20 protein-coding genes are annotated in these 26,977 nt (G+C 64.7%); 4 read left to right on the forward strand and 16 right to left on the reverse strand.

The genetic code is table 11. From position 1 onward, the window contains the following. The first annotated feature begins 102 nt into the window (after positions 1-102). Positions 103-1,431: a dicarboxylate/amino acid:cation symporter gene (locus tag C2L64_RS40860; RefSeq protein ID WP_007578968.1), complete on the forward strand. Its 1,329-nt coding sequence runs from the start codon at positions 103-105 to the stop codon at positions 1,429-1,431. Between the two features lie 274 nt (positions 1,432-1,705). Continuing rightward, entirely contained in the window at positions 1,706-2,395 is a 690-nt protein-coding gene (locus C2L64_RS40865; protein WP_039900040.1) for a hypothetical protein, read from the forward strand. An 84-nt stretch (positions 2,396-2,479) separates the two neighbouring features. Here the strand turns inward: C2L64_RS40865 and C2L64_RS40870 are convergent, their stop codons facing one another. From C2L64_RS40870 to C2L64_RS40915, 11 genes are all read right to left on the reverse strand, one after another. After that, positions 2,480-3,952 carry an alginate export family protein gene (locus C2L64_RS40870; RefSeq protein ID WP_007578973.1) on the reverse strand — a complete coding sequence of 491 codons (1,473 nt, stop codon included), beginning with the start codon at positions 3,950-3,952 and terminating at the stop codon, positions 2,480-2,482. Beyond that, positions 3,949-4,884 carry a hypothetical protein gene (locus C2L64_RS40875; protein WP_007578975.1) on the reverse strand — a complete coding sequence of 312 codons (936 nt, stop codon included), beginning with the start codon at positions 4,882-4,884 and terminating at the stop codon, positions 3,949-3,951. Before C2L64_RS40875 ends, C2L64_RS40870 begins: the two co-directional genes overlap by 4 nt. 58 nt (positions 4,885-4,942) lie before the next feature. After that, on the reverse strand, positions 4,943-5,692 hold the full coding sequence (locus tag C2L64_RS40880; protein ID WP_039900042.1) for a YoaK family protein: 750 nt from the start codon (positions 5,690-5,692) through the stop codon (positions 4,943-4,945). Further along, positions 5,674-5,910 carry a DUF1427 family protein gene (locus tag C2L64_RS40885; protein ID WP_007578979.1) on the reverse strand — a complete coding sequence of 79 codons (237 nt, stop codon included), beginning with the start codon at positions 5,908-5,910 and terminating at the stop codon, positions 5,674-5,676. The genes C2L64_RS40880 and C2L64_RS40885 overlap by 19 nt, the downstream gene beginning before the upstream one ends. A gap of 19 nt (positions 5,911-5,929) precedes the next feature. Further along, entirely contained in the window at positions 5,930-6,082 is a 153-nt protein-coding gene (locus C2L64_RS53650) for a hypothetical protein (RefSeq protein WP_158660558.1), read from the reverse strand. A 9-nt stretch (positions 6,083-6,091) separates the two neighbouring features. Next, positions 6,092-6,499: a DoxX family protein gene (locus tag C2L64_RS40890; RefSeq protein ID WP_007578982.1), complete on the reverse strand. Its 408-nt coding sequence runs from the start codon at positions 6,497-6,499 to the stop codon at positions 6,092-6,094. 14 nt (positions 6,500-6,513) lie between these two features. Beyond that, positions 6,514-8,394, reverse strand: a complete 1,881-nt coding sequence (locus C2L64_RS40895; RefSeq protein ID WP_007578984.1) for an amidohydrolase — start codon at positions 8,392-8,394, stop codon at positions 6,514-6,516. A 111-nt stretch (positions 8,395-8,505) separates the two neighbouring features. Further along, complete coding sequence (locus C2L64_RS40900; RefSeq protein ID WP_007578987.1) at positions 8,506-9,141, reverse strand: hydrolase; 636 nt, start codon at positions 9,139-9,141, stop codon at positions 8,506-8,508. 295 nt (positions 9,142-9,436) lie between these two features. Continuing rightward, entirely contained in the window at positions 9,437-12,214 is a 2,778-nt protein-coding gene (locus tag C2L64_RS40905; RefSeq protein ID WP_007578989.1) for a winged helix-turn-helix domain-containing protein, read from the reverse strand. Between the two features lie 246 nt (positions 12,215-12,460). Beyond that, the gene (locus C2L64_RS40910; protein ID WP_007578991.1) at positions 12,461-13,303 is read right to left on the reverse strand and encodes an alpha/beta fold hydrolase; all 843 of its coding nucleotides are present in this window, start codon (positions 13,301-13,303) and stop codon (positions 12,461-12,463) included. Between the two features lie 242 nt (positions 13,304-13,545). Next, positions 13,546-16,476, reverse strand: a complete 2,931-nt coding sequence (locus C2L64_RS40915; RefSeq protein ID WP_007578993.1) for an ATP-binding protein — start codon at positions 16,474-16,476, stop codon at positions 13,546-13,548. 507 nt (positions 16,477-16,983) lie between these two features. Between C2L64_RS40915 and C2L64_RS40920 the strand changes: the two genes are divergently transcribed. Beyond that, the gene (locus tag C2L64_RS40920; protein ID WP_090836670.1) at positions 16,984-17,898 is read left to right on the forward strand and encodes an AraC family transcriptional regulator; all 915 of its coding nucleotides are present in this window, start codon (positions 16,984-16,986) and stop codon (positions 17,896-17,898) included. A gap of 21 nt (positions 17,899-17,919) precedes the next feature. Here C2L64_RS40920 and C2L64_RS40925 read toward each other — a convergent pair whose 3' ends face one another. From C2L64_RS40925 to C2L64_RS40940, 4 genes are all read right to left on the reverse strand, one after another. Next, positions 17,920-18,891: an HlyD family efflux transporter periplasmic adaptor subunit gene (locus tag C2L64_RS40925; protein WP_007578999.1), complete on the reverse strand. Its 972-nt coding sequence runs from the start codon at positions 18,889-18,891 to the stop codon at positions 17,920-17,922. A gap of 61 nt (positions 18,892-18,952) precedes the next feature. Next, entirely contained in the window at positions 18,953-19,153 is a 201-nt protein-coding gene (locus C2L64_RS40930; RefSeq protein WP_007579001.1) for a DUF1656 domain-containing protein, read from the reverse strand. After that, entirely contained in the window at positions 19,143-20,633 is a 1,491-nt protein-coding gene (locus C2L64_RS40935; RefSeq protein ID WP_039900052.1) for an efflux transporter outer membrane subunit, read from the reverse strand. Before C2L64_RS40935 ends, C2L64_RS40930 begins: the two co-directional genes overlap by 11 nt. Then, positions 20,630-22,813 (reverse strand): FUSC family protein, encoded by a 2,184-nt coding sequence (locus C2L64_RS40940; protein ID WP_007579003.1) that lies wholly within the window; start codon positions 22,811-22,813, stop codon positions 20,630-20,632. Before C2L64_RS40940 ends, C2L64_RS40935 begins: the two co-directional genes overlap by 4 nt. 234 nt (positions 22,814-23,047) lie before the next feature. Between C2L64_RS40940 and C2L64_RS40945 the strand changes: the two genes are divergently transcribed. After that, positions 23,048-23,968: a LysR family transcriptional regulator gene (locus C2L64_RS40945; protein ID WP_007579004.1), complete on the forward strand. Its 921-nt coding sequence runs from the start codon at positions 23,048-23,050 to the stop codon at positions 23,966-23,968. Between the two features lie 21 nt (positions 23,969-23,989). Here the strand turns inward: C2L64_RS40945 and C2L64_RS40950 are convergent, their stop codons facing one another. Then, complete coding sequence (locus C2L64_RS40950) at positions 23,990-26,959, reverse strand: ATP-binding protein (RefSeq protein ID WP_007579005.1); 2,970 nt, start codon at positions 26,957-26,959, stop codon at positions 23,990-23,992. Between the last annotated feature and the right edge of the window lie 18 nt (positions 26,960-26,977).

Raw genomic sequence — 26,977 nt, forward strand, 5'->3', positions numbered from 1 at the left:
GCGGCTTCGACAGCCGCGCCACTTTTTCACGTTCAGACACGCCGATTCCCTTCCGACTGCAGAAGGGAACGGCCCCGCTTTGCCCCGAAAAACGGAGGAGACATGAAGCGCAAACCGTTCTACAAGGTTCTTTATGTACAAGTGCTGTTCGCCATCGCGGCGGGCGTGCTGCTCGGACACTTCGCGCCGCATGAAGCCGTCGCGCTGAAGCCGCTCGGCGACATGTTCGTCAAACTGGTGCGGATGGTCATCGGGCCAGTGATCTTCTGCACGGTCGTGACGGGCATCGCCGGCATGCAGGACATGAAGAAGGTCGGACGCGTCGGCGGCAAGGCGCTGCTGTATTTCGAGGCCGCGTCGACGCTCGCGCTCGCGATCGGTCTCGTTGCCGCACACGTGCTCAAACCAGGCAGCGGCTTCAACGTCGATCCGGCGACACTCGATGCGAGCGCCGTATCGAGCTACGCGGCGCAGGCCGCGCATGGCGACGGCATCGTCGCGTTCGTCATGCACGCGATCCCCGACACCTTCGCCGGCGCGATGACGCAAGGCGATATCCTGCCCGTGCTGGTGATCGCGATGCTGTTCGGCTCCGCGCTGGCCGTGCTGGGCGACAAGGCCGCGCCCGTGACCAACCTCGTCGAGACGCTGTCGAAAGCGTTCTTTCGCATCGTGCATATGATCACGAGCCTCGCGCCCATCGGCGCGTTCGGCGCGATGGCGTTCACGATCGGCCGCTACGGCATCGTCTCCCTGCTGCCGATGCTCAAGCTGATCGGCTCGTTCTATCTGACGGCGGCCCTGTTCGTCGCGATCGTGCTGGGCGTGGTCGCCCGGATGTGCGGCTTCAGCCTGTGGCGCTTCCTGGTGTATATCCGTGACGAGCTGCTGATCGTGCTCGGCACGTCGACGTCCGAGGCGGCGCTGCCTCAGCTGATGGAAAAGCTCGAACGGCTTGGCTGCCCGCGCGGCGTGGTCGGGCTCGTCGTGCCGACGGGTTACTCGTTCAATCTCGACGGCACGAACATCTATATGACGCTCGCCGTGCTGTTTCTCGCGCAGGCGACCAACACGCACCTGACCGTCACACAGGAAATCACGCTGCTGCTGGTGACGATGCTGACATCGAAAGGATCGACGGGCGTGACGGGCGCGGGCTTCATCACGCTGGCCGCGAGTTTTTCCGTCGTGCCGACCGTGCCCGTCGCGGCGATGGTGCTGATACTCGGTATCGACCGCTTCATGTCCGAGTGCCGCGCGCTGACGAATATCGTCGGCAATGGCGTGGCGACAATCGTCGTGTCGGCGTGGGAAGGCGGTCTGGATCGCGACGCGCTTGCTGCCGCGCTTGGACGCCGCGCTGACGCCCACGTTGACCCACACTTCGGGACATCGATCGCAGCGCAGAGCACCGATATCGAAAAAGCATAACCTCGCGTTTTTCCTCATCACACAAATACTGCGCAATGTGCGCTACATCGCATCCGGCCAGGTCGATTGCTGGCAACTTTATTCACATCATGTTGATCGTGCGGACGCATGCGATGCGCGTCTGCTACTCGGGGTCGTCCCTGGCAACCCTGGTAAAGGCGTGCAGCATGGGTGTATGTCAGGTTCCGGCGGGAGGCTGATTCGCATGCGGTCAGCACCGGACACGCGTACAGAGTTGTGTTTGCCGTGTATGACCACCAGCGAGGTAACAACCATGAGAATCAGCACATTGCTCGGGTCTGCGGCGTTGACCGTGGCCTTCGGGCCAACCCTTCTGTCCGCCGCTGCGTGGGCTGACGGGCCGCGGTCAGCCTATGACAATGGCGGCGCAAACGAGGCTTCGCTCGATCCAGGCGAAGAGCAGATGACCGCCGACGAGGAAAACAAGGCACGCCTGAAGGATCTGAGCGACGCCTATCACAGCGGCTACAACGCCCGCGCGAAGGAGGATGCCGACACTTACGCTTCGTTGCGCGAGCAGTTGAAGCGCACGTCGAAGGCTAACGTGCAGCAACCGCCGCCGTTGCCGTCCGACATGCCCGCCGACGACGGCGCGCAGGTGCGGCGCGTGAACCAGCCGCGCGTCGCGCAGCGGCAGTTGCAGGCGCAAGCAGCTTACGACGATGACGATGCCGCGCCCTTGCAATATGCACCCGCGCCGCCGCCGCGTCCGCGCTACCGGCCCGCGCCTGTCGTCTATACGCAGCCGCCGATGTACGAGGGCCCTTCGCCGGAAGAGATGCAAACGGTGGTGTTCCAGCCGTATCAGCCGCCGCCCGTGCAGTACGTGCCTGTCTACCACCAGCCTGTCTACGTGAGCCAGCCGGTCATGCCGATGCAGTATGCGGCGCAGGTGCCGGCGTACCGCCCCGGGTATTACGGCTACCGCGGTTACGGCTGGTAGTACGAAGCAGAGTGTGTTGTCTGCATGCCGCGCCTTCGCAAGAAGGTGCGGCATGCGCACGTCCATGCGCAGCGCCCCTATCCATCACCAGCCAAACTTCGCCTCGACGCCCACATAGTCCGCATTACGCGCACCCAACGCGCGTATCGAATCGCCGACTTCGAAGTGCACCGCTTCCAGGGCGAGCGCGACATTCGAACTGACGAGCCAGTCGGCGCGAACCTGCGCGTACATGCCCGTCCAGCGCGTGCCCTTGCCTGCCGTGCCCGGCACCACGGCCGAACCCTGGCCGTAGATGGCATCGGCTGTCGTCGCGCGCCACTGGAATCCTAGCGCCGTCAACAGCGTGACCTTCGGCGTCACCTTGAAGGTGATCGACGGCTTCACGTGAATCAGGTTGCTATAACCCGTGTAGCCGGCCAGCGTGAAGTAGTAGCCGTTCGGAAACAACGGGTTGAAGGTTCCGACGCGTCCGTCACCCGGATGCCGGTCGCCCGATGCGCCGTCCACCTGCAAGCCGAGCCGCGGCGAGCCCGCCACGGTTGCGAACGTATAGCCGCTCAGCACGCCGAACGCCCACGCGCCGATCGTATCGTTGCCGACGTGGCCCGTCTGCAGCATCGTTTCCGCGTCCCAGTCGAACGGCGCGACCTTGCCCGCGTAGCGCACGTCGAACACGTCGCGATGTTCGGTGCCCGTGGCATCGATAAAGCGCGCGTTGTCGCGGTTGTAGCGCGACCAGTACGCGGACAGATCGCCCGGCCCCGTGTTTGCGCGCTCGACGCGCACGCCGCTGAACGTCAGATGCCGGTTCGACACGTCGTCGAAAGCCGTGACGTCGCGGTACTGCACCGGCTGCGTCAGGTAGCCGATGAAGCGCCATTTGTCGATCTCATAGTCGGCCCACAGCGCGTCATATGCCTGGCGCACGTTCGGGCCGTCGCGCACCGACACGAAGCGCTGCAAGTCGAACGCCATCTCCTGGCGGCCGACGCGCGCCTTGAACGTTCCGCCGCCTACGCCATAGACGAACGCGACGAACGCCTGCTCGATATCGAGCGGATTCTTGTCGACGGGTGTGACGGAATCCTTGCCGAAGGGACGTGCGTCTTCGAGCTGAAAGAACGCCTGCACATGCTCGCCGATGTGCGCGTCGGCATGCACCTGCGCGCGCTGGATCACGTAGCTGTCGGGCCGCGCGCTGCCGAGACCGAAGAGCGGCGTGTTGTTCAACTCGAAGCGCTCGCGCAGGGTCGCGCCTAGCGACAGATACGTCGACGGGTCACCGCCCAGCGGAATGTACTTGAGCGCATCGAACGGCTTGCGCGGCACGCACGGCAATGCCAGAACCGACCAGTCCTCCTGCCAGCGGTTGAACGACAGCGGCGACGGCCGCTTCGCGGCGCACTGCGATGCGTCGGCTGCGCTTGTTTCCGCCGTGCCTGTCTCTGCCGTGTCGGCGGCGAGCGCGTTCGCGCCGTCCGCCAGACTGCACACAGCGAGCGCCGCGCAGGCGGCGGCTCTCTTCGCGCTTTTGATTGAACGACGCACCGTCACTTCTTCGCTTCGTGAATCTCGGCGACGTAGCCGCCAGGAAATTCGACCATCGCGCTGCGCCCTTCGACCGTGCCGCTCGCTGGCGACAGCACCTTCACGCCGACGCCTTGCGCCTTTGTGAGCGTCGCGTCGAGATCGGCGACCTGATAGCCCGTCGTCTCGCGGCCATACGGATACGGCAGCTTGCCGTCCGTCACGAACACGAGCATGTTGCCGAAGCCCGACGCGATACGCACGCGCCGGATCGTGTCGCCCGGCCGGCCGATTTCGCCGCCATCTGCACGACGGTTATCGGAGACGACCTTGCCATGCGAGAAGCGCACGAAGCGCTTGACGAAGTTGTCCGCCGCCTGCGCGGACACGTAGACGCGATTGTCCGGCACCGTTTCGAGCGGACCATACGAAGGCGCCTTCGTGTGCCAGTACAGCTGCATATAAAGACCGCCCGGCCACTGGATGACAGCATCCTTGCCAATCGGGTCGTCGAACGTATCGACGATCACATCGGCGCCCGCTGCGCGCGCGGCGCGCACGGCCTTGTCCATATCGGTGACGAGATAGCCGGTGCGCTCGCTGCCGAACGGATACGGAACCGGCGTCTGGAACGCGAACACCGACAACATGCCCACGGGCGTCTGCACGTATTGCGAGGCCGTCTTGCTCGGCGTCGGCGTGACCGTGAACACGGCGCGCGGCGAAGCCTTGCCGCCGAACGTCGCAACGAAGCTGTCGACGAACGCGTCGATGTCCTGGTTCGACACATAGACGTGCGTCGTGTCGTACTGCGGTCCGACGGACACGACGGGCGCGCTCTTGCCCGCGTTCTGATGGTCGGCTTCCGCGAAGGCGGGCGAACCGGCCAGCGTCACGCCGAGCGCCGCAATCGACACGACGGCCGCGCGCAACAATCGATACATCTTGACGGTACTCATGAAAACACTCCTTGCTGGTAATGGTTGCCGCCGCGTCTCGTCATGACGCGCGGCGCGATCAGGTTTGCGCCGGCGCTGCGCCCGTGCTTCTCGACAGCGCGGCGAGCACGCACAACGCGGCGAGCGGCAACAGCAGCGCCCAGAACGACGCGAGCAGATATCCGGCCGCACCCGCGCCCGCGCCAATCGCAAAACCGGCGACGGGCGGCAGCGTGCGCCACAGGCGACTGCGCGCCGCCTGCCGCGCTTTCGCGTCGGCGGGTGAAAACAGCAGATCGAACACGTCGATCACGGCTTGCGTGACGTTGCCCGTCATCACCGTGTTCGCGACGACTGAGCGTGCGGTCAGGCGGCCATGCGCGTTCTGCACGCCCATCGCTGCCGCGCCGAGCAGGCCGCAGGCAATCGTCAGCGGCGCGTCGGAATCGGTGATGGGCGCAGCCAGCACGCCCGCTGCCATGAAGCCCGTCAGCAGCGCCGCCTGCAGCACGTACAGCGCGCAGGCGCGCACGCCATGTCCGTGCGCAAGCAACTGGTTGTCGAGCACGCGTGCGAGCACGATCCCAGCGACGAACGCGGGAAACGCGAGCCACTTGATCAGCAGCCCAGTCCCCGCGCCCGCGAGGCCCGAGCCGATCAGAATGAAATTGCCCGTTACGTGCGCGGTGAAAAGGCCAAACAGCGCGACGAAGCCAAGCGTGTCGACATAGCCCGCGATGGTCGCAAGCCAGGTGTCCTCGCCAGGCACGTGATCGAGTTGCGCCGCAAGTTGCGCCTCCGCGCCCGTGCTCACTGGTCCTTGCTGCATGACGGAGTCGGCTTGTTGCTGGCGACGGAGGGCACGCTTTGCGTTTGCGCGTCGGGCGTGCGTATCTGCGCCTGCACGAACGGAATCGCATGCTCGCCGATCACGATGCCGAGCAGTCCCGCGAGCGCGATCAGCGGCGGCGCGGGCGACTGCACGCGCACGAGGTAATACAGCAGGCCGACCACGAGGCCCGCGCCCAAAGAAATCAGGTATGACATGGTTTGCTCCTTCGTTGCGTCACTCGTCCGCCCGCGGCGAGCCGAGAATCAGCGCGGGCAGCGACGCGTGCGCGGCCTCAGCGGCTGCAATCGCAAGCGGCGTGTGCGGAATGCACACGCCTGCGACTTCTACGAGCCGCGCCGCGCGTTCATTCGACACGATCGATTCCATCGCCTGCGCTCACGCCTGTCGTTGCCCCGACGCATGCGGCCGCAGCGTAAGCCGGTAACGACCCGCGCCGCCGATCGCAATGGTGCCGAACAGGATCAGCAGCATCCACGCGAACTGCCCCTGATCCAGCGTCCATTCGCGATGTACGAGGCCGAGCGCAATCACGCTGACCAGCATGATCGGCAGCGCGGCAAGCCGTGTCGCGATGCCCGCGATCATCAGCAGCGGACACACGACTTCCGCGAAAATCGCAAAGGCCAGCGTCAGCGTCTTGCCGAAATGCAACGGGTCTTCGATCGCGTCGAGCTGGCTCGCGTAGTGGAGTGCCTTCGGCAGTCCATGCACGAGCAGCACGAGCACGCTCGCGGTGACGCGCAGAAACAGCAGCGCGGCGTCGGGTGCGGAAAAGCGGTTCATTGCGTGCGTGCGCCTCAGAATGCAAAGCAGCTGCAACCGAGCGCGCCCCAGAACGAGTTCGCGTCGCCCGCAGGCACGTTGCTGCGCCAGGCCCATCCATGCGCGTGACGATGCACGCCGCACAGGTTCACGCACGCGTCGTTGCACGATTGCTGCAGCGGCGCAGCGGCGGGACGGTAGCGCGCGTAGCCGCCATACTCCGCGACGGGCGACCACGTCGGGCTGACGGGCAGCGCAGGCGGAGCAAACGTTTCGAACTCGTCGGCGGCATAGACGACGCGGCCGTTGACGACCGTCAGCACCGAGGTCAGATGCTTGATCGCGTCTTCATCGACGGTGAAGTAGTCATCCGACAGCACTGCGAAATCCGCGAGCTGGCCCGGCACGAGTGCGCCCTTGCGCGTCTCGTCGTTCGAAAACCACGCGCTGCCGACCGTATAGCGGCGCAGCGCTTCCATGCGGTCGAGCCGGTCTTGCGCCGCGTACATCGGCGTGCCGCCCACCGTGCGTCCCGACACCAGCCAGAACAGCGACACGAACGGATTGAAGCTCGCGACGCGCGTCGCGTCCGTGCCCGCGCCGACGGGCAGTCCCGCAGCCAGCATCTGCCGCACGGGCGGCGTGCGCGCAGCGGCTTGCGCGCCATAACGGGCAATGAAGTACTCGCCCTGATACGCCATCCGGTGCTGAACGGCAATGCCGCCGCCAAGCGCCGCAATGCGTTCGATATTGCGCTGTGAAATCGTCTCGCAGTGGTCGAAGAACCAGCGCAGGCCGCCGAACGGCGTGTCCTGATTGACACGTTCGAACACATTGAGAAAGCGTTCGATCGATTCGTCGTAAGTCGCATGCAGCCGGAACGGCCAGCGGTTCTGCACCAGCAGGCGCACGACGGCTTCGAGTTCGCTTTCCATCGCGTCCGGCAGATCGGGGCGCGGTTCCAGGAAGTCTTCGAAGTCGGCGGCGGAGAACACCAGCATTTCGCCCGCGCCGTTCACCTTCAGGAAATCGTCGCCGTCGCCGGGTTTCGTGACCTTGACCCACTTCGCGAAGTCTTCGATTTCCTTCTTCGCGTTCTGCGTGAAGAGGTTGTACGCGATCCGCACCGTCAGCTCGTTGCGCTTCGCGAGTTCCATGATGACGGCGTAGTCGTCGGGATACGCCTGATAGCCGCCGCCCGCATCGATCGCGCTCGTCACGCCGAGACGGTTCAGCTCGCGCATGAACTGGCGCGACGAGTTCATCTGGTCATCGAGCGGCAGCTTCGGACCTTTTGCGAGCGTCGCGTACAGCAGGCCCGCATTCGGGCGCGCGATCAGCATGCCCGTCGGATTGCCGCGCCGGTCGCGCTGGATTTCGCCGCCCGGCGGATTCGGCGTGTCGCGGTCGTAGCCGACGGCGCGCAGCGCCGCTGCGTTCAGCAGCGCGCTGTCGTAGAGATGCAGGATGAAGACGGGCGTATCCGGCGCAATCGCGTTGATCTCTTCGAGCGTCGGGCCGCGCTTCTCCGCAAACTGAAATTCGTTCCATCCGCCGACCACGCGCACCCATTGCGGCGCCGGCGTACGCGCAACCTGCGCGCGCAGCATCTCGAGCGCATCGCGCAGCGACGGCACGCCATCCCAGCGCAACTCGAGATTGAAATTGAGGCCGCCGCGAATCACGTGAAGGTGCGAATCGTTGAGGCCGGGGATGACCGTGCGGCCTTTCAGGTCGATGCGGCGCGTAGAATCGTTCGCCCATTGCATCATGTCGTGATCATTACCGCTCGCGACGATCTCGCCTTTCGCGACGGCGAGCGCCGTCACGAACGAACGCTTGTCGTCCTGCGTCGCTATCTTGCCGTTGTAGATCACCAGGTCCGCAATGCGGGCGGGCTGAATGGGTGCGGTCATCGTCGCTCTCCGTGAATCGTGGTCAGGCGCAATTCACGCGCGACGTCAGTGACGCCGCGCGTGAATCAAAACAGAAAAATGCTTGAGGCAATGAAGCCCGATCAGCCCAAATCAGCCTGCCTCGCTCGCGTGCTCGCCGAGAATCTGCTTCGCGTAGCGCACGCCGATGCCGTATGCGCTGTGCGCCTTGAAGATGTCCATGCAGCCTTCGTACGTTTCGCCGCGCGCCCAGTCACGTTGCAGTTCGCACATGAACTGCAGCGAGTTCATCGGCACGGCGCCCGCCTGGACGATGCGTTGCACCGCGCGCTCGTGCGCTTCTTCCGTGATGTCACCGCATGCGTCCGTCGGCACGTAGATTTCGAAGCCTTCGTTCAACATCTGGATGGTCGGGAAGGTCACGCACACTTCCGTCCACAGACCCGCGATCACGATCTTCTTGCGGCCCGTTGCCTTGATGGCGTCACGGAAGCCCTTGTCTTCCCACGAGTTCATCGACGTGCGGTCGATCGGCTTGATCTCCGGAAACACTGCTTGCACTTCGGGCAGCAGATGGCCGCTGAACGAGTCGGCGGCGATCGTCGTCAGGATGGTCGGCACGTTGAAGAGCTTCGCGGCCTTCGCGAGGATCTGGACGTTGTGCAGGACGGTTGTGCGCTCGTGCGAGTGCGTGCCGAAGAACATCTGCGGCTGATGGTCGATAAGCGCGAGCGCGCACGTGTCGGGCGTCAACAGTTCATGTGCCATGAGTAGCTCCATTTCGCAGGCATGCGAGAGACCCGCACGGTTGCCTGAAGGCAGCCGTGCTAGCGTCCGGTTAGTGGATGAATCCAGTCGACGTTGCATCGGCTATGCGGATGCAAACGGTTTCCCCCCGCGGCTTAGGCGCGAGTTTCACAATGCCGTGCGGGCATTTCGACTTGCGAGAAGATTAGTGACGGGCGGACTTAAAGTCCTGATGCGCGCCTTAAACGTTATTAAGCAACGTTATTAAGTGACATCAATAAGTGACATCAATAAGTGACATTAATAAGTGACGTTATTAAGCGCGAGACTGAACGGAAGCAACACGCAGCGATGCGCGCGCGGCCGACGCATCGCGCGCAACGGTACGTTCGACGCCGTTGCGCTGTTCCCAGTCGAGCGATGTCGCGAACCAGCGTTGCGCGTCGTCGTGACGGCCGAGCTTGCACAGCACGTCGCCCTTGATTCTGCACAGCTCGGCGTAGTACCAGCGCTCGCCATTGTCGTCGGCGTGGCGCAGTGCGTCTTCAATGATGGTGAGTGCTTTCTTGTCACGCGACGCCTTCATCAGCGCGACAGCGAGCTGCCCCTGCAACGGCGAAAGCTGCGCGAGATAGCCCGTTGCGCGCAGCGTGGAGATCGCGCTCGTCAACAGCTCTATCGAATCAGCTCCCGGCGTTTCGAGTGTCGCGAGCCATGCGTCGTAGCACGCGCAGCATGCGCTCCAGATCGTGAAGCCAAAACGCGTCGACAGTTCATGCAGCACGTCGATGCCATGACGCGCGGCAGCCAGATCGCCATTCAGCAGCGCAATCGGCACGAGCGCTTCAACGAGCACATAGCAGATGACGATTTCATGGTCGTACTGCGCGGCCGAATCGAAGCAGCGCGCGGCGAGATCGTACGCCCCGCCGCGCTCGCCTTGCACCCACCGCACGCGCGCCAGCGTCGCGCGCGCGGCGATGCCATGATCGACGCGAAAGCCCGGCGTGTGCCAACGGCTCAGCGGCTTTTCTTCGTACGCTTCGATCATCCGCTCGAGCAGTTCGCGTGCGCGCGGCTGGTCGCCCGCGTAGTGCAGCGCGATCCCTTCGACGCGCCCCGACAGCACGACAAGCGTTGCATCGCCGCTGCTACGCGCGTGATCGCCGAAGCGGCGCGCGAGCATCAGCGCATCGCGAGCGCGTCCGCTGTACTGATGCCAGTTCCACACGCCCCAGCGCGCCCGCGATGCATAGTCGGCATGACCGGCCTGCATCGCCTCGTTCAGCACGAGCGTCCATGCTTCGCGCGTTTCCGTCAGCGGACCTTCCGTATAAACGAGCGCGGCGGAGAGCGCCGACATGAGCCGCAAGTGTGCTTCGACAGCGACGCTGCCACCTTCTTGTGCATCAGAAGGAACGAAGTGCAGCGCGGCGCGCGCACGGCTGCAACATTCTTCGACCAGCGACAGCTCATATAGATAAGGCACGGTGACAGCCGCGAGCGCAATGCCCGTCGCGTGATCGCCACGTTCGCCCAGTGTCCAGTCGAGCGCGGTTCGCAGGTTGCCGAGCTCGCGCGTGAACTCGCCAAGCCATTCGACGACGGGCCGTTCGTCCCAGCGCTTCTGCGCCGTTTCGAGCATCTGCAGAAACAGTACCGCATGCGCGCCCGCTGCGCGGAGGCGCTCGCCGTTGTCGTCGAGTTGCTGCAAAGCGTAGGCGCGGGTCGATTCGAGCAAACGATAGCGATACGACGAACCTTCGAAGTCCGTCGTCAGCAACGAGCGCGATACGAGACCGCTCACGGCATCGAGCGCTTCCATGCGCGTGAGCCCCGCGTGCTCCGCCATCGCGCAAGCGGCGTCGAGTGTGAAGCCGTTGACGAACATGCCGAGCCAGCGCAGCAACTTCTGTTCGTCGCAGCTCAACAGACGGTAGCTCCAGTCGAGCGTCGCCTTGAGCGTCTGATGGCGCGGCAAGGCCGTGCGCCGGCCGCCCGTCAGGATGCGGAAGCGGTCGTCGAGATGCTCGGCCAGCAGGCCGATGCCCAGCAACGCCGCGCGCGACGCCGCCAGTTCGAGCGCGAGCGGAATGCCGTCGAGCCGGCGGCACACTTCACCCGTCAGACGAATGCTGGTTTCGTCGAGCGAAAAGTGCGCGCCATCGGCTTGCGCGCGTGCCAGAAAGAAACGCACGGCGGCCGTGCGCAACACATCGGTGCCGGGATCGTCCGGCGTCGGCACGGACAGCGGCGGCACCTGATAGACGATTTCGTCGCGCACGCGCAAGGCTTCGCGGCTCGTCGCCAGCACGCGCATGCGGCTGCCCGCGCCCGTCAGGGACTCCGCGATGGCGGCCACGATCTCCAGCACTTGCTCGCAGTTGTCGAGCACCACCAGCGCATCGCGGTCGCGCCATTCGGCAGCGATCTGCGCAAGCGCGGTGCGGCTCGCGGAAAGCCGGCTGCCCATCGCGAACGCGAGCGCGTCGAGCGCCGACGGCGCATCGCTCACGGCCGCGAGCGGCACGAACACGACGCCATCGGCGAACACGTGCTGGATCGCATGCGCGACTTCGACCGCGAGGCGCGTCTTGCCGATGCCGCCTGTGCCCACCAGCGTCACGGCCTGATGCACGCGCAGCGCGGCCGCCACGCCGTCGAGCGCATCCTGCCGGCCAATCAGCTCCGGCACGCGGGCGGGCAAAGGCTGACGTGAAGGTCGCGCGGCGTCAGCGCCGACTGATGCATCCTCTTGCGCGGTGGACGGCACATTGGCGCCGTCGCGCGCGTCGAGGTCGTCATGCATGACCAGACGGTAGCCACGGCCGGGCACCGTGCGCAGACGCTCGCGCTCGTCGCCGAACGCACGGCGCAGCGCGGAGATATGAACCTGCAGATTGTTCTTCTCGACGACCGTGGTCGGCCAGACGACGCGCATGATCTCGTCTTTCGATACGAGTTCGCCGTCGGCGGCGATCAGCAACGCGAGAATGTCGAACGCGCGGCTGCCGATCGGGACCTTCTGCCCATCGAGACGCACTTCGCGATGATCAAGTGAAATCTCGAGTTGACCGATCTTGATCGTCATCATCTGAAGAGGTGATGTTGAGGACTGTGGAACTCTCAACGGCCGTTACGCAACGTTGAAACACTCACACTATACGATGCCATATCGACATGAGCTGTGACGATTCAGCCATGACGGCACGAAACGACCAACGGGACCGACTGCAAAGCAGTGTACAACGAACAAAAGCCGCCCGGCATGCCTGACGGGCGGCGTTCTCGATGCTTTGCTTCATGCACGCCGATGCGCGCGCCGCGAATGCCCGGCTGGTTACTGCTTCAGGAACGACAACAGGTCGGCATTCACCTGCTCGACATGCGTGCTGCACATGCCGTGCGGTGCGCCTGCATAGACCTTCAGCGTCGCGTTCTTCACGAGCTTCGACGCCAGCTTCGCCGAAGCGTCGATCGGCACGATCTGATCGTCGTCGCCGTGCAGGAAGAGCGTGGGCACGTCGATCTTCTTCAGGTCATCCGTATAGTCGACTTCGGAGAACTGCCTGATGCACTCGTACTGGCCTTTGATCGAACCTGCCATGCCCTGACGCCAGAAGTCCTGGATCAGCCCTTGCGAGACCTGCGCGTCGGGACGGTTGAACCCGTAGAACGGCGTCGCGAGATCGAGGTAGAACTGCGAGCGGTTGGCGGCAACGCCCGCGCGAATGCCGTCGAACACGGACATCGGCAGACCGCCCGGATGGTCGGCCGTCTTCAGCATCAGCGGCGGCACGGCGCCGATCAGCACGGCCTTCGCGACACGCTTCGAGCCATGACGGCCAATGTAATGCGCGACTTCGCCGCCGCCCGTCGAATGGCCCACCAGCATCGCGTTCGTCACGTCGAGCGCATCGAGCACGGCGGCGAGATCGTCGGCGTAGGTGTCCATGTCGTTGCCGCCCGAAGCCTGGCCTGAACGGCCATGTCCGCGACGGTCGTGCGCGATTACACGATAGCCCTGGTTCACGAGGAACAGCATCTGCGGGTCCCATGCATCGGCGGACAGCGGCCAGCCGTGCGAGAAGACGACGGGCGTGCCCGTGCCCCAGTCCTTGAAGAAGATGTCCGTGCCGTCCTTCGCCTTCACGAAGTTGTCACGCTGATTGTGCGCGCTCATTCATTGTTCTCCGTCGTTGCGTCGCATCGCGCACGCTGGCGCGGCGCGGGTCTGGTGTCAGAAGAGACGGAGCTTAGCGAGGTGCGCAGTCAAAGTCCTTATGCGCGGCTTAAACGTCCTGAACGGAACCTTGCGCGCTTGATGGAATGAATGCTTCAGCAGGCGCGCGTCGCACTCGCGAGCACGCGTCTGCGGAGATTAATAAATTTTCAGGCGGATTCAAACCCGGGTGATCGTTCTCGTCAAACGCCGTTGACCATCACTGGCTGGCCGTTGTCTGCATCGAGTGACGGACGCGTGTCATGCGTCAGATGCAGAAGCACGGCAAGCCGTCTGATATCGGGCGCGCCCGATTGCAGGTCGACGCGCTTCGACACGTCGGCCAGCAGCGATGCCGCCCGCGCCGTCTCGCCGCGTTCGAGCAGATGGTCCGCGAAGTTCAGCACGGCGCGCAGTTCGAGCATCGGCGCATGCTGCTCTCTGGCCGTCTGCATCGCGTCGAGCAGGTGGCGGCGTGCTTCCGTTTCGAACTCGTCGGCCATCGACGCGCGCCCGTTCGACTGGATCACGCGCGATTGCTCCAGCGTCGTCACGCCCATCACGCGCTGCAGTTCAGCGATGAAGAAATGCTCGCCATGCGCGTTGCAGAACTCGAGCGCCTCCTCGAGCTTGAGGCGCGCTTCGGCGATGCGCCCCGTTCTCGCCATCGCTTCCGCGCAAATGGCGATCACGGGCGTCAGCACTCGCCGGAAGCCGCACGACAACAACCGTTGCAGCGCGGGTTCGAGCTTTGCCAGGCCGGCGTGCGGGTGTCCCTGCAGAATGTCGAGGTGTCCCGCGTGGCACTCGCCGTACGCCTGCCATATCTCGAAGCGATTCAACGCGACCTGCGATCGCAGCACTGCGAGATAGCGCGCTGCCATTTCGAGCTCGCCGCATTGCAGCGCCAACGGCACGGCAGCGACGGCGAGCACGTGACTCAGCGAAGGCTCCAGCATGTCAGGCCGGATCGAATTGACGACGTTCTCGACCAGTTGCATCGCCCGCTCGGGATGCCCCTGCATCCACACGATCCGCGCAAGCGTGCCGTTGCCGAACGTGAACGGATCGACGGCAACGCCAAGGCTGCCGGGCGCGATCGGCCCGAGTTCGGTCAGCGCGGCGATCGCCCGCTCCAGCCGCACGCGCGCCTGTTCGTGCTCACCAAAGCAATGCAGCGACACGGCGATCATCTCTGCCGCGAGAATCTGCTGCCATGGCGTGCCGCAGCGTTCGGCAAAGGCCTGAAAGCGCGTCGCGAAGCGGAACGACGCGTGAATGTCGGACGATGCGAGCATCGAGTTCCATGCGCCCCACAGCGCGCGCGCCTCGAACGCATCGTCGCGTGCCTGGCGCGCGAGCACCAGCACGCGCTTCCACAAGGGGCCCGCCTCGCGCACCGCGCCGCCCGTGTGCAGCAGCGTCGACGCATACGCGGAACACAGGCGCATTTCACACAGCGTATCGACGGAACCGGGCGGCAGTGCATCGAGCGCGGCCAGCGCGCGGCCCGAACGTTCATAGCATTCGTGCAGCAGCGGACCTTGCAGCAGCGTCCCCACCAGCGAGCCCGCCAGCGCGACGCCGAGCGCGGGATTGCCGCCCGGCGAGAAAGCCCATTCGAACGCGGCGCGCGCGTCGTCGAGCGCAAGACGCGGCTCGGTGTTAGCGAGGCCCTGCGCAGCACCGCTGACCGACACCTTGCCGTGCTCGATCCGCTCCTGCAGATAGTGCATGTGACGGGTCGCGATGCGCTGCAGCTCGCCCTCATCGCGCAGCTTCTCCATCGCGTACGCACGCGTCGATTCCGTCAGCCGGTATTGCGCAATGGCGCCGCGGAACTCGACGCTCAACAGCGACTTGGCGGTCAGTTCGCTCAGGCTCGAAATGACGGAGGCGATCGGCATGTCCGGCTCGGTCGCGACCGTGCAGACGGCGTCGAATGTGAAGGCGCCGGCGAAGAAACCGAGCCGCCTGAACAACATACGCGAAGTCGTGTCGAGCAGCGCGTAGCTCCAGTCGAAGGTCGCGCGCAAGGTCTGATGGCGCGGCAGCGCGGAACGCAGCCCGCCCGTCAGCAGGTTCAGGCGGTCGTCCAGACGCGAGGCCACGCCTTCTACGCCCAGCGTCGCCACGCGCGCGGCAGCCAGTTCAATGGCAAGCGGCAAACCTTCCAGCCGCCGGCAGATTTCGCCGACCAGACGGATCGCGTTTTCATCGGCGCCGCATTCGGGCGCAACCGATTTCGCGCGGTTCAGGAACAGTTCGACGGCCGAATGCGCGAGGATCGCATCGGTGGATGCACCGCTCGCGGGCACTGTCAGCGGTTCGACGCGAAACACGGACTCGGCCCAGATATGCAGCGGCTCGCGGCTCGTCACGAGCACACGCAGCGCCGGATTGCGCGCGGCCAGCGCTTCGACGAGACTCGCGACCACGTCGATCACGTGCTCGGCGTTGTCGAGCACGAGCACACACGGCGCGGCGGCGATCACGTCGGCGAGACTTTCCTGCGTCAGGTATTCATCGGATGCATCAATCCGCAATGCGCCCGCCAGCGCCTTGAGCACGGTGTCGCGCGTCGAGGCTTTGGCCAGTTCGACGAAGCACACCGGCTCGTTGACATGGTCGCCCACGGGTTCGCGCATGGCCCGCGCGACATGGACGGCCAGACAGGTCTTGCCGATGCCGCCCGCACCGACCAGCGTGACGACGGACGCATGGCCAAGCCGCTCGACGATCTGCGCGACCTCGCCCTGACGCCCAACCAGCGTCGTGGCGCAAGCAGGCAGCCCGCCGCCGTTCGCGAGCGGCCCGCCCTGCCGTTCCGGCGCACGCGCGTGGCGGTTCTCCGAAACGAGCAGATAGCCGCGCCCCGGCACAGTCTTGATGAGTTCGCGGTCCGCGCCGAACAGCTTGCGCAACGCGGCGATATGCACCTGCAGCCGGTTCTCCTCGACGATCGAGCCGGGCCACACGGCATCCATGATGGCGTCCTTCGACACGATGCCGCCGTCCGCGCGATACAGCACCTCGAGAATGTCAAAGGCACGTGCGCCGATCCGCACCGAGCGGCCGTGCTGACGAATCTCTCGCTGTTCGAAGTTGACGAGCAATGTGCCAATCTGAATCATGGCCGCCTCCAGGAAACGCTGTGCGCGGGTTCGATTGAACGATGGGGTGCACCTGGTTGAAGGTCGAAGATCGGGTGCGTCAAGTTTTCGCTATGTGCGTGGGTATTGCGTAGTTATCGCGTGGTTGTCGGCTTGCGCGCATCGCGCCGCGACGTTGCTCAAAGATTGGGCTGTGTCGATCACGCAAAGGACTGGCTGAAAGAGGATATAGGTCCGAATTGTAAACAGGCTGTAACGGCGTGTCTTGAATAATAGTGATCTAATATGAATTTGTGCGGTCTTTTTTACCGTTATGAGGATCACATCACATCCTGGTGCATAGGCAGCAAGTCAAGGCCCGAACGGCGGCAAATTCCGCCAGAATACGGCCCCTCCTGAATCAAATGAATCAACCTGCGATAAAACATAAACGCGGCCAGCCTGTTTTGAATATTTATCGCCAGTCGCTTCCGTGTAAACTGGCCGGATTATGTTTCGCGCGCAATGCATGAATTGAGGACGTTGCTCATGTCGACTTACGCACATCCCGCAGCGGCCGCGCCACCCAAGCCAAAGGACGCGCTCGGACGCGTGTCGAGCAAATTACGCAAGGACATTGAATTAGATATTGGCGACATCCGTTTCTATCGCAAGTGCATGGACGAAGCGCATCTGGATCGCGTCGCCATGCCGGCATGCGACCGGGGCTTTCTGGTCGGCATATCGCTGAACAGCGGGCATCGGCGGAATATTTTTAACGGCGAGCGACTCATCGCGAAACGGTTTGAAGCGGATTCGATTTATATCCGCGATTTCTCAGAAGATTATCGCGCTGATCTATATGGGAATTTCGACTTCGTGCTGGTCGAATTATCGCGTGCATTCTTCACACGACTCAGCGACGAATTCGGCGGCCCCGGCATCGACGGGCTGACCTGCGCGGTCGAACAGAAAGACCCCGTGCTCGGTCATCTCGCGCGTGCGCTGGACAGCAATCTCGCCCACTACGGCGCCATCGATTCGCTGTTCGCCGAGCAGATGGGCGTGATCGTCGGCACGCACCTCGCGCAGCGCTACGGCAATCTGCGCGATCGCCGGCCGCGTGCGAAAGGCGCGCTGTCTCACGTGCATGAAGCGCGTGCCAAAGAATTACTGATCGAGCGGTCGCGGCAAGGCGCGTCCATCGCCGATGTCGCCAGCGAATGCAACCTGTCGCGCGGCTATTTCATCCGGGCGTTTTCCCGCGCCACCGGGCGCACGCCGCATCAATGGCTGCTCGAACAACGCATCGGCGAAGCGCGGCAACTGATCGAAGCCACCGAGCTGACGCTGACGGAAATCGCGAGCTTCTGCGGCTTCGCGGACCAGAGCCATCTGAACCGCCTGTTCCTGAAGGCGACGGGCACGTCGCCGGGCGCCTGGCGGCGCGCAGCCGGGCGTTAGATCGCCCCGCCCTTAAGGCACTCAAGACGGCACCCGCTTGCCGGGCAGCAACGTGACGGTGCATGTCATACCCGCCGCGAGGTGCATGCCCGCCGGCACGCTGTCGAGATGCACGCGCACGGGCACCCGCTGCGCAAGCCGCACCCATGTGAAGATCGGGTTCACATTGGCCAGCAGGTCGTTGCCGCTGGTCGGATTGTCGCGGTCGGCGATGCCGCTCGACAGGCTGTCCACGTGCCCCTGAATGTCGACGCCGCCCGACAGCAAGCGCACCACGGCGCGGTCGCCGACATGCACGCGCGGAATCTTGGTTTCCTCGAAATAGCCGTAGACCCAGAACGAGTGCGCGTCGATCAGCGCCATTCTTGCCGCGCCCGCCGTCGCGTAGTCGCCCGGCCACAGGTTCAGGTTGGTGATGTAGCCGTCGGCGGGCGCTCTCACCACGCTGCGCGTCAGATTGAGCTGCGCCGTCTGCTGCTCGACGACGGCGGCTTTATATAGCGCCTCGGCCGCGCTATAGGCGGCGATATCGGCGCGGTAGGCGGCATCCGACTGGTTCGCAGCCGACGCAGCATCTTCGCGGGTTTCGTCGGAGATCACGTCGCCCGCGAGGTTCGCGCGGCGCGCCGCCTGCTCGCGCTTCATCTGGTCGCGCGACGCGCCTTCCGACATCTGCGCCTTCGCACGCGCCATCTCGGCCTGGGCCCGCGCGATGTCGGCATCCGCCTGCGCGACGGCGTAGTTGAAGCGATACGGGTCGAGCACGAACAGCACGTCGCCGCGATGCACGAACTGGTTGTCCTTCACGCGCACTTCGCTGACGAGCCCCGACACGTCAGTCGCCACGTCGATCACGTCGGCGCGCACGCGGCCGTCGCGCGTCCATGGCGAGTACATGTAGTTGACCCACAGCAGCCGCACCAGCACCAGCGCGATCAGCAGGATCGTCACCGTGAAGAGCGCGCGCAGGAAGGATTGCGGTTTGATCGTCATGTTGTTGTGCAAGCGGTTTCAGGTCGACAAGGCGCGTTGTTCATCATTGTTCATGGCCGCGTCATCCACGCACCAGCAGCGAGACGCCGCTGAACATCGCGGCGAACAGCGCCACCCGGAACAGCCCCGGATGCCATGCATACCGATAGACGCCAAGCCGCGCGAACAGCAGATCGAGCATCACGAACACAACGACGCAACCGATCAGCACAGGCAGCAGATACGGCACGAGGAACGAACAGAATTCAATCTCAGCGGGCATTGTCAGGCTCCATGGCAGCGCGGTCGGCTGCCGTCGCGGCGAAACCGCCGCCCAGTTCTTTCATCAGCAGCGCCCACGCGTCGAGCCGTTTGGCCTCGACGTCGGCGAGCCGCTCTTCCTGCTCCTGCTGCGCGTTCTGCGCCGCGAGCACATTCAGAAACTCCGTGATGCCGTTGCGATAGCCCGACTCCGCGAGCCGGTAGGCGTCGCGCGCCGCATCGAGCGTAGTGTGCGTCGACGCCTGTTGCTCATCCAGCGCGTGCAGCGACGTGACCTGCGCCGCGACGCCGCGCATCGCATCGACGATGGCCGCGTTGTACGCATCGACGGCGGCGTCGCGGTCCGACACGGCCACGCCGTACTCGCCGCGCAGACGGCCGCCATCGAAGATCGGCAGCGAAATGGCCGCGCCGAGGCTATGGCCCGCGCCGTTGCTGCTCAACAGGTTGAAGAATCCGCCGAAGGTCGCCGCCGATCCCAGAGACGCTGTAGCGAGCAGATTGATGTTCGGATAGAACGCGGCATGCGCGGCCGCCATGCCTTTCTCCGTTGCAAGCACGCGCCAGCGCTGCGCGACGATGTCGGGCCGATGGCCGATCAGATCGACGGGCAGCGACGCGGGCAACGCGATCGGCACATTCAGCGCGAGCGCCGGGCGTTTCAGCGTATCGCCGTAGCCGGCGCCCTTGCCCGCGAGCGCAGCGATATCGATGCGGCTCAACGCGAGCTGCTGCTGCGTTTCCTGAACCTTCGTCACGCTCATGGCCGCTTGCGTCGTGGCCTGCGACACGTCGAGACGGCTGCCGATGCCCGCTTCGAGGCGGGCCTTCGCGATATCGAGCGTGTGCTGTTCCTCCTGCTGCACGGCCTGGTCAGCGTCGAGCAACGCGTATTGCAGCGCGAGCTGCACGTAGGCGCGCACGACGGCAGTCTGCAGTTCGACCACGGCGAAGCGGTCGTCGGCGACCGAGGCCTGCACGGCATCGAGCGCGCCTTCGCGGATCGCGCGGTTCTTGCCCCACAGATCAAGGTCGTACGAAAGACCCGCCATTGCGCTGTTGTTCCAGACGGTCGTGCCGCCCGGCGGCGCGGGCGTCGTATAACGCGCGAAGCGCTGGCGCTCGAAGTTGCCCGATGCGTCGACTTGCGGCAGTTCGGCCGCGCCTGCGATTTGTGCCTGAAATCGGGCATTGTCGATGCGCGCCTGCGCTTCCTTCAGGCCCGGATTGCCCGCCGTCGCGTCCTTGACGATCGTATCGAGCTGCGGATCGTTCCATTGGCTCCACCAGTTGTCGGTGGGCCAGGCGGCGTCCTGGCGCGTCGTGCGGATCGCGTTGCCGGGATCGAGCGAGGCCGGATTCAACTCGGTTTCGTGCGGACGAATGCCGCCGGCATTGATGCACGAGCAAAGCAGCACACACAACGCCGCCGTCGAGAGCGCGCGGCACGCACGGTTCAGGAAGGAGACGCGCTGCTTCATGCCGACGCTCCGTTCGCAGCCGCCGACGTCTGCCACAACGGCAGCGTGTCGTCCTTCAACATCAGTTCCGTGAAATGCATGAGCCGGCGCATCCGCTTCGCGATCAGCGCATCGGCTGTTGTGTCGTCGAGATCGACGTGCGGCAGCGCGCGTTTGGCCTGCTGCGTCGCGCTCATCGCGCGGTCTCGCGCCTCTTGGGTCGCGGCGGAAAACACATCGGCCATCGCGTCGAGCCACTCGTGTTGAAGCGTGCGCCAGTCGTTCGGCAAACGTGCGGCCATACGCGCCGTGTCCTGGCGAATTTCGATCATCGCGCGCCCGACTTCCAGCGCCGCGAACGCCGACGCGACGAGACGCGTCTGGTCCACGCGCTCCCCGGCAGGCGCCGACGCGATGCGCATGATGAAGCCGCGCATGCCCGACTCGAAACGATGCGAGAGTTCTTCCAGGTCGTCGTCGCGCGCGGACTTCGTGACGAGCGAACGGATCTGCTTCAGGTACTGCCGCGAAATCCAGTCGCCCGCCAGCGGTACGATGGTCGAGAACGCGACGGCGGCTGCGGCGATGCCGAGTGACAGACCGAAGGCCGTATCGAGTAACTGGGCGGGATGGTACGTAACGGGGTTCGAGATGTTGACCGTGTAGCAGAAGAACACGCCAAAGCCGAGACCAAGCGTCGCGGTTTTCGGAAACGTATTCAGGTAACTGCTCACGACGATCGGGAACGCCATGCACGCCGCGAGCAACGCAAAACTGTCGAATAACGGAAACACAAAGAACGCGATGAAGAAGCCGGCGATCGCACCCGCAACGCAGCCGCAAAACATCTGCCAGCTCGCGACAACGGGATCGGGCGCGAGCGTGAACAGCGCGCTGACGATCGCGACGGAAACCAGCGCGCTCGATCCGCCGACCCAGCCTGACGCCAGCCACATCGCGCCCACCGACAGCACCGCCGCCGCCGCGCGCATGCCGTTGAGGATGGCCGCCGCGCGATTGGACGTGGCGCGCGTGCTGTCGATATGCGTAATCAGACGCAGCACCGATTGCTGCCAGGGCCGCTGATCGGCACGGCGCGCTTCCGCGAAACTGCGGCACAGTTCGCGCAGATTGCCGACGAAGCCGTGCAGCGCCGCGCCCGTCATTTCGATGAAGACGCGCTGGCACGCGGGTTCGTCTTCCAGTTCTTTTAGCGTGGCGTCGACGCGTACTTTCATCGAGCGCTCGAACTCCGCAAGCGGACCCGACAGCGCATCGACCTGCAACTCCGGCGATGCGCCCGGCGCAATGCACGTCGGCACGATAGCGAGAAGCGATCCGATCAGTTCATTGGCCGCGCGCATCGCGTGCGAGTTGGCTTCAAAGGATGCCTGCGCGATCACCTGATGCAGTGCGTGCACCGACGCGAGCGTATCCACAAAGCTCGTATCGAGCTTGATGAACGCATGATTCTGCAGCCGGATTGACGGGTCTTCGAACACGGCGCCGACGCGCAGGCTTTGCACGTTCGCGCGCTCGCGCAGCAGATCGAGCATCGTGCCAAAGCCGTCCTTCGGCAGCGCCACGCCGAGCAGCGTATGAATGGCCGCGAACAGATGACCGAGATTGTTCTTGCTCGCCGCATACAGATCGGGCGCGACGCGGCGCGGCAGAATCAGCGCGCTGACGAGGCTCGCGCATGCCACGCCGATCACCACCTCGCTGATCGTATAGACGAGGTTGTCGAACACGCCATAAGGATTCGACAACGTGGGCAGCGAAGTGATCGCGGTCGCGTAGCCCGTCAGCAGAAAACCGTATGACTGAAAGTTGCGGAAGTACGACGAGCCGAACACGCACAACCCGATCCACGCAGCCAGCACGAGCAGAAAGAGCCACGACGCCTGCGAGAACAGCGACACCAGCACGAGCCCCGCGAGACTGCCGCACACCATGCCGAGACCACGATAAAAGCCGCGTGCGATCACCATGCCGCTTTGCTGGAACATCATCACGACGATGCACGACACCATCGCCGTCCCAGGCCCGCGCAGTTCGAGACGCATGCACAAGCCCATCGCGAGCGTCGCGGCGATCGCGACCTTGGCGACATGCCTGAAGCGCGGATAATCGTCGCTCCAGTATTGCCTGAGTTCGTCACGCCATCGCGGCCATGCCGCGATGCCTGCATCGAAGTTCATAGGGGTGTCCGTGTCTTGCTGGGTCGGCACGCTATCGGCGGCGCTTCGCAAAAAAGCGCGCAATACGCGTACGGTGAAGGCTTTGAGTCTGCGTGAAACGGGGTCGTGTCGATTGCCGAATCGCACGTTCATGCTTGCAGTGGACCAACATTCGGATTCACGTATTGCGCGAATGCGAACGCGCCTTCATGCTATGAGCGATAACGCATTCACACACTCCTCACGACGCCATTCATGAACCTCTCTTTTGAAGTCCTGCAAGCGCTCGATGCAATCGATCGAACCGGCACGTTCGCAGCCGCAGCGGAAGAACTGCACAAGGTGCCGTCGTCGTTGACATATCTGATTCAGAAGCTGGAAGTCGATCTCGGTGTGAAGCTGTTCGAGCGCACAGGCCGCCGCGCGAAGCTCACGCATGCGGGCCGCGTCATCGTCGAAGAAGGCCGGCGTCTGCTCGAAGCCGCGCGCGAACTCGAACAGAAAGCGAAGCGGATCGAGCATGGCTGGGAATCGGAACTGCGCGTCGCCATCGACGAAATCATTCCGTTCGATCTGATCTGGCCTCACGTCACCGACTTCTACAAGCTCAATCTCGGCACCCGGCTGCTGCTGTCGAAAGAAACGCTCGGCGGCACATGGGACGCGCTGATCACGCGGCGCGCGGACCTCGTCGTCGGCGCGGCGGGCGAACCGCCGCCCATCGCGAACCTCGTTGCAAGGCCGATCGGCTCGTTACAGCATGCGTTCGTGATCGCGCCCAGTCATCCCCTCGCGTCGGCTGCCGAGCCGTTGACGATGGATGCCGTCGCGCGTCATCGCGCGGTCGCGATCAGCGACACGTCACGCAAGCTCACGCCGCGCACCATCGCGCTCGCCGCCAATCAGGAAGTGCTGACAGTGCCGACGCTCGAAACCAAGCTTGCCGCGCAGATTCGCGGGCTTGGCGTCGGCACGGTGCCCGAATGTATCGCCGCGGGGCCGTTGAATCGCGGGCAACTGGTGCGCAAGGAAGTGTCGGGGATGCGCTCGGTCACGCACTTCTATCTGGCGTGGCGCGACGACGAAGCCGGCAAGGCGCTGCGCTGGTGGGTCGATCAACTCGACCGGTCGGACCTGATCGACGACGTCGCGCAACGGCTCGTGGCAATGAGTTGACGCGTCGAGTGACGCAGGGCGCTATGCGTATTTTCGCAGCCGCGTAGCGCCCGAGCCTCTGCTCCCCGCCTCGGCATGCCGTCGCTCGCAGGACGTGCCGGCAGCGATCTGCACCAGCCCTTTCACCTGCATCAACAGTCGCCCCGCAGCCTCGAAGTCCTCGAAATCGCGGCCTTCGCATACATTCGTGCAAGCCGATTGAAGCAATTGCGCGGCCTCGGTCGCCCGGCCTTGCGCGTACCAGAGCCGCGCAAGACTCGTCGCCGCGCGCAATTGCAAGGAGCGCGCGCCTTGCGTCGACGCTTCTTCGAGCGCGGCCATGAACCATGTTTCAGCGTCGCGGACAGCGTCACTATTGTTTTCACTGGCCGCGTGGTTCACCAACGACAGCTCGCCGCGCAAGCGCCGCAATTCGGCGATGAACCAGTGATCGCCCGCGAGTTCGCAACGTGCAAGCGCGCTATCGAGAACCTGCTTCGCTTCATCGCGACGTCCCGCGCGCATCAGCGCGACCGCGTATTGCGCGGCGAGCATCGCGAACGGCGCGCCGAATTTCAGTGCATCGAGTTCCGCCAGCGCCGCGCGAAAGTCATCCAGTGTTTCCGCCGATACATCGTCGAGCGAACGCAGCCACGCGTCGAAACCGCGGGCGCTGGCCTGCCAGATGTGCAGGCGCGCGCGAGCGGACACGTCGCGCAACACAGCGATGCCGCGCCGCGCGCTGTCGCGTTTGCCCGACAACAGCGCGAGCGGCACGAGCGATTCGACCAGCACGTAGCAGACGACCATCGCCTGATCCTTGCTGCACGCTTCGATCACCGCGTCTTCCGCGAGTGCGAGCGCCTGGTCGCGCAGACCTTGCAGCCACAACACGCGCGCAAGCGACGCGCGGCTCACGAGCAGTTGATCCGCGAAATGTCCAGCCGGTGCGCGTGCGTTCAGACCGCCGCCGACTTCGAGCAGTTGCTCGAACGAAAGACGCGCGCAACGCTGATCGCCCGCGTAGTGCGCAGCGACGCCCATCAGCCGATAACCCAGAATGGCGCTTCTCAGATCGGCTGCATCGGCGACGAAGGCCGCGTGACGCCGCGCGTATTCGAGCGCATCGTGCACCGAGCCCGACGTTTGACACGCATTCCACAAGCCGCACAACGCGCGCGCCTCGAACGCTTCATCGCCCGATGTGATCGCCGACGCGAGCACTTCTTTCCAGATCGCATGCGTTTCCGCGTTGGGGCCGTGAACCAGCACGAGTGCCGCACCCAGCGCCGCGAGAAGCCGCAGCCGCGCGCGCTGACGTGGCACCGCATGCGCGGGTTCGTCCGCAGGCGAAATCGCAGCAAGCGCGCGCCGCGCCCACGTGCAGCACTCGTCGATCAGCGACAGCTCGTAGAACAGATAGACGGCATTGACGGGCAGTGTTTCGCGCAATGCTTCGTCGCCGTCTTCGGACAGTACCCAGCCGAGCGCCGCGCGAACCTCGTCGAGCAGCGCGGGAATCCCGCTGCGCCAGCGTTCGCCAGCGCATTGACCTGCTGCGCGCGCGTTGCCGTCGATCAGCGTGGACAGATAGCGCGCGTGATTCAACGCGACGACGCGGCGCTCGCCGTTGTCGTCGAGCTTCTGCCGGGCGTACATGCGGGTCGTTTCGAGCAGCCGGAACGACGCGGTGCCCGGCCCGGTGCTCGCGACCACCAGCGACTTTTCGACCAGCGCCGCCATCGCCGCCACCACATCGAGTTCGCGCGCTTCATGATCGGCCGCGATCGCAATCGCGGCTTCGAGCGGAAAGCGGTCCGCGAAAATGCCGACGCGGCGCAAGGTCTTGCGTTCGGCTTCGTCGAGCAGCGCGTGGCTCCAGTCGAGCGTCGCCTTCAGCGTCTGGTGGCGCGGCAACGCAGTGCGCGTGCCGCCCGTCAACATGCCGAAGCGGTCGTCGAGATGCGCGGCCAGCGTGTCGATGCCGAGCAGCGCGGCGCGGGCCGCAGCAAGCTCGATTGCCAGCGGAATGCCGTCGAGCCGCCGGCACACCATGCCCGTCACGTGGAGGCTGGCGTCGTCGGCGGCGAAGCGGGCGTCGATCGCGCGGGCGCGCATCAGGAACAGGCTCACGGCGCTGCAGCGGCGCACGCGCGGTGTATCGTCGTTCGGCTCGGGCACGTCGAGCGCGGGCACCCAGTACAACGATTCAGACGGAATGCGCAAGGGCTCACGGCTCGTCGACAGCATGCGCAAGCGCGGGCATGCGTTCAGCAGATGGTTCGCAAGCTGCGCGGCCACGTCGATCACATGCTCGCAGCCGTCGAGCACGATCAGCATGCGCCGACCGCCGATCACCTCGACGATGCGCTCGCGCGTCGAACAACCGCTTTCGGGCGGCACGCCGAGCACGGATGCCATCATCGCCAGCACGCTGCTCATGTCGGACGCCGAACTCAAGGACACGAAATGGACGCCGCCCGGCGCGTGGTCCAGCAGGCGGCGCGCAACCTCGATCGCGACGCGCGTCTTGCCGATGCCGCCCGAGCCGACCAGCGTCACGTGACGCGCGCTGCACAGCACGGTACTGACATGCGCAGTCGCTTCATCGCGGCCGACGAGCACGGAGCCGCACGCAGGCAGATTGTTCGGCACGGCGCTTTGCGCGAGCATGTGATGGGCGTCGTGCAAAGGCGCGCCTTCATCTTCGTGCTGCACGGAGGAAGCAGAACCTATGAGCCGATAGCCGCGCCCCGCAATCGTCTTGATCAGGTCGCGGCTGTCGCCGAGCAGCTTGCGCAGCGCCGACATGTGCACCTGAAGGTTGTTGTCGCCGACTACCGAGTCTGGCCACACGCGCTCCAGAATCGTTTCCTTCGACACCAGGCCGCCCTGCGCCTCGATCAGCAGTTCGAGTATGTCGAACGCACGACTCCCGATGCGCACGGTCATGCCGTCGACGCGTGCTTCACGGCGCGCGAGATCGATGTCGAGCGGTCCGACCCGGGTCATGAGCGGAGCGCGCAGGCA

It is taken from the genome of Paraburkholderia hospita (genome assembly GCF_002902965.1).
In the GTDB taxonomy this organism is placed as follows: Bacteria; Pseudomonadota; Gammaproteobacteria; order Burkholderiales; family Burkholderiaceae; genus Paraburkholderia; species Paraburkholderia hospita.

Excerpts from the sequence above, each read along its gene's own strand:
- C2L64_RS40950 (WP_007579005.1), bottom strand. The coding sequence starts at position 26,959 with ATGACCCGGGTCGGACCGCTCGACATCGATCTCGCGCGCCGTGAAGCA.
- C2L64_RS40925 (WP_007578999.1), bottom strand. The coding sequence starts at position 18,891 with ATGACGATCAAACCGCAATCCTTCCTGCGCGCGCTCTTCACGGTGACG.
- C2L64_RS40930 (WP_007579001.1), bottom strand. The coding sequence starts at position 19,153 with ATGCCCGCTGAGATTGAATTCTGTTCGTTCCTCGTGCCGTATCTGCTG.
- C2L64_RS40860 (WP_007578968.1), top strand. The coding sequence starts at position 103 with ATGAAGCGCAAACCGTTCTACAAGGTTCTTTATGTACAAGTGCTGTTC.
- C2L64_RS53650 (WP_158660558.1), bottom strand. The coding sequence starts at position 6,082 with ATGGAATCGATCGTGTCGAATGAACGCGCGGCGCGGCTCGTAGAAGTC.
- C2L64_RS40895 (WP_007578984.1), bottom strand. The coding sequence starts at position 8,394 with ATGACCGCACCCATTCAGCCCGCCCGCATTGCGGACCTGGTGATCTAC.
- C2L64_RS40945 (WP_007579004.1), top strand. The coding sequence starts at position 23,048 with ATGAACCTCTCTTTTGAAGTCCTGCAAGCGCTCGATGCAATCGATCGA.
- C2L64_RS40915 (WP_007578993.1), bottom strand. The coding sequence starts at position 16,476 with ATGATTCAGATTGGCACATTGCTCGTCAACTTCGAACAGCGAGAGATT.
- C2L64_RS40890 (WP_007578982.1), bottom strand. The coding sequence starts at position 6,499 with ATGAACCGCTTTTCCGCACCCGACGCCGCGCTGCTGTTTCTGCGCGTC.
- C2L64_RS40900 (WP_007578987.1), bottom strand. The coding sequence starts at position 9,141 with ATGGCACATGAACTGTTGACGCCCGACACGTGCGCGCTCGCGCTTATC.
- C2L64_RS40880 (WP_039900042.1), bottom strand. The coding sequence starts at position 5,692 with ATGCAGCAAGGACCAGTGAGCACGGGCGCGGAGGCGCAACTTGCGGCG.
- C2L64_RS40905 (WP_007578989.1), bottom strand. The coding sequence starts at position 12,214 with ATGATGACGATCAAGATCGGTCAACTCGAGATTTCACTTGATCATCGC.
- C2L64_RS40940 (WP_007579003.1), bottom strand. The coding sequence starts at position 22,813 with ATGAACTTCGATGCAGGCATCGCGGCATGGCCGCGATGGCGTGACGAA.
- C2L64_RS40885 (WP_007578979.1), bottom strand. The coding sequence starts at position 5,910 with ATGTCATACCTGATTTCTTTGGGCGCGGGCCTCGTGGTCGGCCTGCTG.
- C2L64_RS40865 (WP_039900040.1), top strand. The coding sequence starts at position 1,706 with ATGAGAATCAGCACATTGCTCGGGTCTGCGGCGTTGACCGTGGCCTTC.
- C2L64_RS40875 (WP_007578975.1), bottom strand. The coding sequence starts at position 4,884 with ATGAGTACCGTCAAGATGTATCGATTGTTGCGCGCGGCCGTCGTGTCG.
- C2L64_RS40910 (WP_007578991.1), bottom strand. The coding sequence starts at position 13,303 with ATGAGCGCGCACAATCAGCGTGACAACTTCGTGAAGGCGAAGGACGGC.
- C2L64_RS40920 (WP_090836670.1), top strand. The coding sequence starts at position 16,984 with ATGTCGACTTACGCACATCCCGCAGCGGCCGCGCCACCCAAGCCAAAG.
- C2L64_RS40935 (WP_039900052.1), bottom strand. The coding sequence starts at position 20,633 with ATGAAGCAGCGCGTCTCCTTCCTGAACCGTGCGTGCCGCGCGCTCTCG.